This window comes from Nostoc sp. (genome assembly GCF_054880495.1).
The window spans coordinates 1-8,771 of sequence record NZ_JBTYKD010000097.1; the positions used below are offsets into that span (position 1 = coordinate 1).

General features: G+C 43.5%; 7 protein-coding genes. 3 read left to right on the forward strand and 4 right to left on the reverse strand.

What is annotated here, in order from left to right; translation table 11 throughout:
* Positions 1–384: 384 nt before the first annotated feature.
* From ACYTXL_RS11180 to dpsA, 4 genes are all read right to left on the reverse strand, one after another.
* A complete protein-coding gene (locus ACYTXL_RS11180) occupies positions 385–729 on the reverse strand; it encodes a DUF760 domain-containing protein (protein ID WP_334904951.1) in 345 nt (114 codons plus the stop codon).
* Between the two features lie 240 nt (positions 730–969).
* Entirely contained in the window at positions 970–1,926 is a 957-nt protein-coding gene (locus ACYTXL_RS11185; protein WP_461924801.1) for an RNA polymerase sigma factor, RpoD/SigA family, read from the reverse strand.
* 575 nt (positions 1,927–2,501) lie between these two features.
* Positions 2,502–5,768 carry a carbamoyl-phosphate synthase large subunit gene (carB, locus tag ACYTXL_RS11190; RefSeq protein ID WP_461924802.1) on the reverse strand — a complete coding sequence of 1,089 codons (3,267 nt, stop codon included), beginning with the start codon at positions 5,766–5,768 and terminating at the stop codon, positions 2,502–2,504.
* A 582-nt stretch (positions 5,769–6,350) separates the two neighbouring features.
* Positions 6,351–6,905, reverse strand: a complete 555-nt coding sequence (dpsA, locus tag ACYTXL_RS11195) for a DNA starvation/stress protection protein DpsA (protein ID WP_461924803.1) — start codon at positions 6,903–6,905, stop codon at positions 6,351–6,353.
* Between the two features lie 461 nt (positions 6,906–7,366).
* Here dpsA and ACYTXL_RS11200 point away from each other — a divergent pair, with 461 nt between their 5' ends.
* The 3 genes from ACYTXL_RS11200 to ACYTXL_RS11210 form a co-directional block, all read left to right on the forward strand.
* On the forward strand, positions 7,367–7,618 hold the full coding sequence (locus tag ACYTXL_RS11200) for an Asr1405/Asl0597 family protein (protein WP_292792241.1): 252 nt from the start codon (positions 7,367–7,369) through the stop codon (positions 7,616–7,618).
* A gap of 69 nt (positions 7,619–7,687) precedes the next feature.
* The gene (locus ACYTXL_RS11205) at positions 7,688–8,344 is read left to right on the forward strand and encodes a (2Fe-2S) ferredoxin domain-containing protein (RefSeq protein ID WP_461924804.1); all 657 of its coding nucleotides are present in this window, start codon (positions 7,688–7,690) and stop codon (positions 8,342–8,344) included.
* A 245-nt stretch (positions 8,345–8,589) separates the two neighbouring features.
* Positions 8,590–8,771 (forward strand): ribbon-helix-helix protein, CopG family (locus tag ACYTXL_RS11210; RefSeq protein WP_461924805.1); only part of this gene is annotated, 182 nt, incomplete at its 3' end.

Genomic DNA, 8,771 nt, shown 5'->3' on the forward strand with positions numbered 1-8,771 from the left:
GTGACATACTCCACACACTCCCAATGAGGGTGAGTGTGGGCATCTGGGCGACTCCTCTAGGAGGACATTAACTGAAGCTCTAGAGCCACTATGCCCTAGGGACTTTTGGAGATAATTTTGAACTTTTTTCATCGGCTGCTTTTCAGCATTTAATTGAGTTACACCTATGTGATTAAAATTATATAAAATATTTTGAAGAAAACCAACAAAGTGTTCATTCCGACGCGGGAGTACCCGCTAACGCTTCGCTATCATCGACCAACATTGCTGATTTCGCTATGCGATGGTTTTGCTCGTTGGTCAATTCGTCACTCACCTGTATTCATCTCATCACCTCCCTATCGGGTAGGTGAGAGGCTTCTACTATTTAAGCTAAATTTTAGTCTAATCAATTTGGCTATTGTTGGTTTCAGTTCCTTGTAGGGCGATTTCAAAATCCATTCTCTGTTCAGCGTTACGCAAGAAATAACCACTAATCATCGCAGAAGCCAGAAGCCGACCCAGATTTTCCCGATTTGTGGTTACAGTAACACCAAAGTGTTCTGAAGGTAAATTACCCAATAGTCCTGTAATATTCCGTTCCATCACCTGAAAAACTTCGGCAGACGTGGGTTTGGATAGCTGGGTAACTGTCTCTGGACTCAAGGATTTAACGTACTGCCATAATAAATCGCTAGTTTCTGATTCGCTATTAAAAAATTCTGAGACGCGATTGGATGGGTTACTCATTTTTTAGCTCCTTAACTACCATTACTGGCTGACGTGCTTATGATTTGAATATTAAATACCTGTTTTGGATTTGACTTAGCTAGCTATTTTGTCTTCCTGTCAACTAATGTAACAACCTAAGGTAAGAGTGGAAGTAGGTGTAACCGTACCAAAGTCAGCGTATTTTCTCACCCCAATCATTAACAAATAAACTGAGAAGTGAGAGTTAATTAAAAACTCATCACTCCTCACTCTTAACTCCTAACTTGCCAAATATTCATCCATGCTGGCTTTAGACTTGCGAAGTTTGGTTAAGGCTTCGCGCTCGATTTGCCGGACTCGTTCGCGACTGATGTTCAGTATTTCACCAATTCTAGCCAGAGTCAGGGCTTGCCCATCAGTTAAGCCAAAGCGCAGAGTGATCACTTCCCTCTGTTGTGGCGTTAAATCCCCCATCAGGCGATTTAAGTCATAAGATAGAGAAGATTGCATGACAAACTCTTCTGGAGACGCTCCTGGATCTTCCAGCATTTCTCCGAGTTCGGTGTCGTAATTATCACCCAGCCGCAAATCCAAGGAAAGGGGCAAACGCGCCTTTTCTAGATACTCTCGTACTTGTTTGGGGGTCAATTCTAATTCTTGAGCTAGCTCACCAGCTGTCGGAGCGCGTCCCAATTTTTGAGACAATTGACGCTGTGCTTTTTTAATCTTATTTAATTTTTCGGTTATGTGGATCGGCAGCCGAATGGTACGAGCTTTTTCGGCTATAGCACGAGTGATCGCTTGCCGAATCCACCAATAGGCATAGGTAGAAAATCTGTACCCTTTGGTGGGGTCAAACTTTTCTACGCCACGTTGCATACCAATACTACCTTCTTGGATCAAGTCCAGCAAATCGACGTTGCGCTTTATGTACTTTTTGGCAACGGACACTACCAGGCGCAAATTGGCTTCTACCATCTTGCGCTTGGCAATTTCACCATCAGCGATCGCTTCGTTCAAGTCTGCTGGTTCTAGCTTTGTTGCTTTAGCCCACTCTTCTAGAGTCGGTTGACGATCTAACTGGGTGGCAAGACATTCTCTTGATTGCTGCAAAGCGCAGGAACGTTGCACTTGCTTACCATAGAAAATCTCTTCCTCGTGGGTTAAGAGTGGCACACGGCCAATCTCACGCAGGTAAGTCCGCACGAGGTCTGTGGCTGTCTGAGCGGTCTTCATGGCGCTACTCTTTGGTAATGATGGGTTTGGCGGTAGGGTCATTAACGGATAGATGCTTTGTGAGGGTGCTACCCAGTCAGACTGGGAACCCTGCTCTGGTTTGCAATTTACGCGCCCGATAAACTCGTCGGCTGCTCATAATAATCAAATTTAGGCTTCTTAACTGCTAAAAATTACAGTTATTTCCTACTTTTCACAAGTATCTACAGTTAGATAAATCTACAGTTAGATAAAAGGTAGCTTCTTAAACATTTTTCTATTGGAGCCTTATTAACAATTGTAACATTTATGAGAATGTTTTGGCTAGATGGCGACATTAAATTTTCTGGCTGTTCCAGTTCATGCAATGTCACCCTTTTTCTCAAGGCTAACTAGAAGTAAATTTAAGAAATTATCTGGCTCAAAGTAAGCTTCCTCATATTTGTCAAGATATCTTAATGAGAACTATAGTCATTCTCTTATAACAATTGCTTAATTTTTCTTGGGCATTGGGCATGGGGCATAGGGCATTGATTATTCTCTTTGTCCCCCCTATCCCCATTCCCTAGTACAGGCGCGATTAATCGCGTCTTTCCCTACTCCCTCACGATCGCGCAGTAATCTTGGATGGCTTTTACGTCCAAAGTCGTATTTTGTAAGGAACGGATGGCGGCGACGGTAGCTTTTGCGCCGGCGATGGTAGTAATGATCGGAATTTTGTAAGCTAAGGCTGTGCGACGGATTAACCTAGCATCAGTCTGGGCTTCTTCCCCTGAAGGTGTGTTGATAATCAGTTGGATTTTCTGGTTTTTGATTGCATCTAGGACGTGGGGACGACCTTCATGGAGTTTCAACACCAACTCGATATCTAACCCGTGTTCGAGAAGAACTCGCCGTGTACCAAGGGTAGCCATCACTTTAAAGCCTAAATCGATAAATTCCTTCACCACACCACCGGCAGCAGCTTTATCGCGATCGCTCATTGATACAAATACGGTTCCCGTTAGCGGTAAACGCTCTCCAGCACCCATTTCGGCTTTGGCAAAGGCACGGCCAAAGTCACTGTCAATCCCCATCACCTCACCAGTAGATCGCATTTCTGGGCCTAATATTGTATCAGTTCCAGGGAATTTATTAAAGGGTAATACTGCTTCTTTGACGGCAATATGCGTGGGGATAACTTCCTCAGTGAAGTGTAACTCCTCTAAGGTTTTGCCTGACATAATTAAGGATGCTAGTTTCGCCAACTGTACGCCCGTTGCTTTAGATACAAATGGGACTGTGCGGGAGGCACGGGGGTTGGCTTCCAGAATGTAAACTTGGGGAGAATAACTGCTTGCGCCGACAACGGCAAATTGAATATTCATCAACCCCACGACTGACAGCGCTTGTGCTAGCTGCACCGTCCAAGTGCGAATTTGATTGAGAACTGCTGGTGATAAGGAAATGGAAGGTAAAGAACAAGCGGAATCTCCTGAGTGAATTCCGGCTTGTTCGATGTGTTCCATGATGCCACCAATTACCACCCGTCCTGTATGATCAGCGATCGCATCGACATCAACTTCAATCGCGTTTTCCAAAAACTTATCAATCAAAATCGGATGTTCTGGTTCAACTAGCACCGCAAAAGTCATGTAGCGTTCCAACTCAGCATCGGAATAAACGATTTCCATCGCCCGTCCCCCTAACACATAGCTAGGACGCACCACCACTGGATAGCCTATACGTTTGGCGACAATCAGCGCATCTTCGTAAGTCCGAGCAATACCATTAGGCGGTTGAGCAATATTCAACTGTTGGAGAATCTTTTCAAACCGCTCCCGGTTTTCTGCCATGTCGATGGAATTTGGTGATGTCCCCCAAATTTTAGTGAGTAGTCCAGAGGTATCATTGCTGAGAAATTCTTGTAAGGGCAGAGCCAACTTTAGCGGTGTTTGTCCGCCAAACTGGATGATCACCCCGACTGGATTTTCAGTTTCGATGATGTTAAGGACATCTTCTTTTGTTAAAGGCTCAAAATAAAGGCGATCGCTGGTATCGTAATCTGTCGAAACTGTCTCTGGGTTGGAATTGACCATAATTGTCTCATACCCCGCATCTTTCAAGGCATAGGCGGCGTGACAACAACAATAATCAAACTCAATTCCCTGTCCAATGCGGTTGGGGCCACCACCCAAAATCAACACTTTTGGCTTGGTTGCTGGTAAAACCTCTGTTTCTTGTTCGTAGGTAGAATAGTAGTAGGGGGTAAACGCTTCAAATTCAGCAGCGCAGGTGTCCACAGTTTTATAAACTGGGATGATTCCTAGTGACTTGCGGTAGGCGCGAACTTCATCTTCGGTGGTTTTGGTGGCATAGGCAATCTGGCGATCGCTATATCCGTCCCGCTTCACTTCATAAAGTTGCTCTTTTGTCAATTGCTGTAAGGGTGTCCGCTTCAGGAATTTTTCCACATCTAGCAGTTGTTGCAATTTATCTAGGAACCATCGGTCAATACCGGTGAGTTCGTAGATTTCCTCAATAGTCATCCCTTGCTGCAAGGCATGACGCACGGCGAAAATGCGATCGGGGTTAGGTGTCCGCAATTGGGCGCGAATTTGTTCACCACTGGGTAATTTTTCAGCTTTGTCGCAACCCCAACCAGCGCGTCCTGTTTCGAGCGATCGCAGCGCCTTTTGGAAGGATTCGTTGAACGTCCGCCCAATTGCCATTGCTTCCCCGACTGATTTCATTTGGGTTGTCAGCACTGGTTCGGAACCGGGGAACTTTTCAAAGGCAAAGCGCGGGATTTTTGTCACCACATAGTCAATTGTCGGCTCAAAGGATGCCGGAGTTTTCTTAGTGATGTCATTTTGAATTTCATCCAGGGTGTAGCCTACAGCCAATTTTGCGGCAATTTTAGCGATCGGGAAACCCGTGGCTTTGGAAGATAAAGCTGAACTGCGGGAAACGCGGGGGTTCATCTCAATTACAACCACATCCCCATTAACCGGATTCACGGCAAATTGAATATTAGAACCGCCAGTTTCTACACCGATCTCGCGGATGATTTTGATTGCCATATCCCGCAGCCGTTGATATTCTTTATCAGTGAGGGTTTGCGCGGGAGCGACGGTAATCGAGTCGCCGGTGTGGATACCCATAGGGTCAAGGTTTTCGATGGAGCAGATAATCACCACGTTATCTGCCAAGTCACGCATCACTTCGAGTTCATATTCTTTCCAGCCGAGTAAAGATTGGTCAATGAGAATTTGCGAAACGGGGCTAGCATCTATACCTACCTGTGCCATTTCTTCAAATTCTTCTTTGTTGTAGGCAATCCCACCGCCACTTCCGCCCATTGTGAAAGCGGGACGAATAATTAGGGGATAAGTACCAATTTGACGGGCAACAGCTTTGGCTTCTTCCAAAGATTCGGCTGTGTCGCTGGGACACACAGCTACCCCGATTTTTGCCATTGCCTGACCAAAAAGTTTTCGATCTTCGGCTTTTTCAATCGCTGGTAGTTTAGCGCCGATTAACTCAACGCCGTACTTTTCCAACACCCCATTTTTGGCTAAAGCAACGGCGAGGTTGAGGGCGGTTTGTCCTCCCATCGTGGGTAAAAGAGCATCAGGGCGTTCTTTCTCAATGACTTTTTCGACCAATTCCGGTGTCAACGGCTCAATGTAAGTGCGATCGGCCGTTTCCGGGTCGGTCATAATCGTTGCAGGGTTAGAGTTGACCAAAACCACTTCATAGCCTTCTTCTCGCAGCGCTTTGCAGGCTTGAGTGCCAGAGTAGTCAAACTCACAGGCTTGTCCGATCACAATTGGACCAGAGCCTAACAGTAGAATCTTCCGAAGGTCGTCACGGCGAGGCATAGTAGTTGTGTTGGAGTACGAGAATACAAATCCTGATTATTTTAAGGGTCTTTACCCCCTGTCGTGCTTTTTATTATTAAGATTTTCTAAGTTTGATTATAAAGAGGGGTGGGGAGTGGGGGAGATGGGGGAGACAAGGGGGATAAGGGAGACAAGGAGAAAATAACGAATGCCCAATACTTCTCTACGAGAGGCTGCGCCAACGACTTAGCTCAGTACAAGTGCCCAATGCCCAACAATTATTTTGTATTTCTAATTTTATTTAATTGTGATGCTTAAATTTATTAAGCTTTTGCGAATCTTTATTCTTTAAGCTGATGACAGCTTGCAACAAATGGTGATTTATTTTGGTATGTATCTATCTGATTATTCAGGACAAATAAATTTGTTTGATAAAAATCTATCTTAACTAGCTAATTGCTAAATATTTTCAATGTTAAATATTATGTGCATATCTTTACTTAAATTAAAAATGGCAGAGAAATAGGAATGCCATTCTCTGCCATTTTTATAATTTTTTAAGAAGTAGTCCTGCCAACTTTTTCTTGGAGTCTAGGTAGACAAATCTAGATGATCAAAGTTTTAGCTTTGAGCAGCTTGGACAAACGCTAATGTTAAGCTGTCTTTGGCGAGGAAGTGAGACAAATGATAAGCACGTTCCTCAGTCTTCAACAAAATCTTTTCGTATAGATAGCGTGTGCCCCGATCGCCTAAACTCTCTGCCTGAGCAGCTTGGCGGCGAATTACGCCAATAATCGCTTGTTCTGCGGCTAGGTCATTTTCTACCATTTGGCGAGAGGAATATACGCCTTCAGATTCTTGCTCAAAAACAGTTAATTCTGCCAATTTGCTGAAGGTCGCTACTGGCACACCACCTAGTCCATCCAAGCGTTCTCCAATTTCATGAACGTGGTCTTGTACTTGGTCGTAGCTTTCGTTAAAAAACTCATGCAGAGAGTAAAATTCTGAGCCTTCAACTACAAAATGATGCTTTTGGTACTGCAAGTATAGTGCCTGGAAACTAGCTAATACAACGTTAAATCCTTCTGTAACTGGAGCAGTGACGCTGTGATCCAGTAATACGGGATTGTCATATACATGACCAAAATTGCGTAACAAAGTTTGCGTTTCTGACATTGTTCTCCTCGGTCTTTAGCAATTATAGATTTTAACTGCTTATTTCTTACATATTAACATTTTAATAATTAAGAGCAAGCCGATTCGCCATCACAATATTTTGTATTTTTGCTGACTAAAAGTCTCAAGTTTATTGTTTGCTGGATGATGGCACGTTCATCAAACTGCATATATTTATCATTATTATTGACATGAGAACTTAAGTGTGCATTTTTACAATGGAAGTCGGGAGTAGGAGAAAACAGGGTATAATTTCTCCCTTGTCCCCCTTGTCTGGGTTATCCCGCTCTGATTTCACTATGCGATCGCTGCAAAAATTTTATTTTTTCCAAAAATTAATGATAATTATTTGCACTTAATGTATGCTGGTGTGCAGAGGCTAAACTCCTAAGACTTTTAAAAAGCAGGGAGCTAAATCTTAGTAGTTACTGCAAGTTTGTTGCACTTTGAGGGCAATTTTCTTGAAATCATCTAGTTCAGAAATAGAAATAAAGCACCTTGTAGAGGTGAATTGGGCAGATCGCTGGCAAGTCTATCATCGCCTAAAGGAATTAGACATTCCCTGTAGTTGTGCGGCTAACCAGCCATTAAAAGTTGAAATTGGCTCTCCTCTGACAGCTATTCAACTTTGGAGTGTGAATCGGCGATTTACAGCCTCCCGTCAAGACCAGATTTTGACTCTTGAGCGCTGCTGGTATAGTCGCTATCAATAGTTATAATCTGTGGCTGCTGCTGAGAATCTCTCACTTGATAGCTTGTATTAGTTAAAATAGGTCAAAAAAATGAGTACATCCCAGACTATAGAAGGATCAGAATTTTGCCTTGAGGGCAGGTTTATAGAGTTTGTTATTAAAGATGGCTATAAGCTTAAAGGCTTACTGCTGGCGACTCATGAGGGTGAGTCTTACATTAAACTAGCTAAACATTTACGCGCTGCTTTTGATTTGCGGTTACAACCAGGTACTTGGCTACAAGTTGTTGGCTATAAAGAATACGATATAAAAAAAGACAAAGTTACACTGAAAGCTGAACGTGTGATGGCGGCGCGTTCTGAGATGGAGAGAGTTCACACGACTACTCCAGTAGAAGAACCCCCATATATTGATAATGTCAAGGTAAAACCAGCTAAAACTAAAGCCACGATTTTGGTATGTCAAAAGTCTGATTGCATGAAACGCGGTGGTAAAGCAGTTTGTCAGGCGTTGGAGGCGGCTTTAAGCGATCGCGGTTTAGAAGACCAAGTTACAATCAAGGGCACTGGTTGCATGAAAAACTGTAAAGCTGGGCCGAATTTAGTAATGCCAGATAAAACCCGCCATAGCCGAATTCAAGCTGCACAGGTTCCCGCGTTGATGAATCAGCATTTTGGTGACAAGAGTTTGTCAGCACAGCCTGAGAATTTAAGGGAAGTGGCGATATCTAATGGCAAGTTTTGCTGAGGTAAGTAGTGAAATCTTGACATTGTAATGAGAAAGTTTAATAATATCTTCTCAAGTGTGTTCCATTAATATTCGGCTTTGAGCTTTTGCTATAAATTGCAATAGCTTCAAAAAACTGGCTTTAATTAAAGCCAGTTTTTTGAGTTAATAGGGTTTCTATTCGCTCGTGACTTCAATGGCATTGAGCAGTTTGGGATAAAAATATTGACACCTGCGGAGTTTTTGCAATCTATTGGAGCATTGTCATGAGCAACTTCAGCGTTAAGCTTCCTGACTCTTTGTACAAAAGTTTGCAGGAACTTGCCAAACAAGACGGAATTTCTATCGATCAGTTTGTGGCGACAGCAGTTGCGGAGAAAATCGCTGCACTAACAACTGAAATTTATCTAGGGGAGTTAGCAAAGCGAGGCAGTCGAGAAAAATACGA

What these genes read in the sequence shown, in the direction of transcription:
- carB (WP_461924802.1), bottom strand. Translation starts at nt 5,768, where the DNA reads ATGCCTCGCCGTGACGACCTTCGGAAGATTCTACTGTTAGGCTCTGGT.
- ACYTXL_RS11205 (WP_461924804.1), top strand. Translation starts at nt 7,688, where the DNA reads ATGAGTACATCCCAGACTATAGAAGGATCAGAATTTTGCCTTGAGGGC.
- ACYTXL_RS11185 (WP_461924801.1), bottom strand. Translation starts at nt 1,926, where the DNA reads ATGAAGACCGCTCAGACAGCCACAGACCTCGTGCGGACTTACCTGCGT.
- dpsA (WP_461924803.1), bottom strand. Translation starts at nt 6,905, where the DNA reads ATGTCAGAAACGCAAACTTTGTTACGCAATTTTGGTCATGTATATGAC.
- ACYTXL_RS11180 (WP_334904951.1), bottom strand. Translation starts at nt 729, where the DNA reads ATGAGTAACCCATCCAATCGCGTCTCAGAATTTTTTAATAGCGAATCA.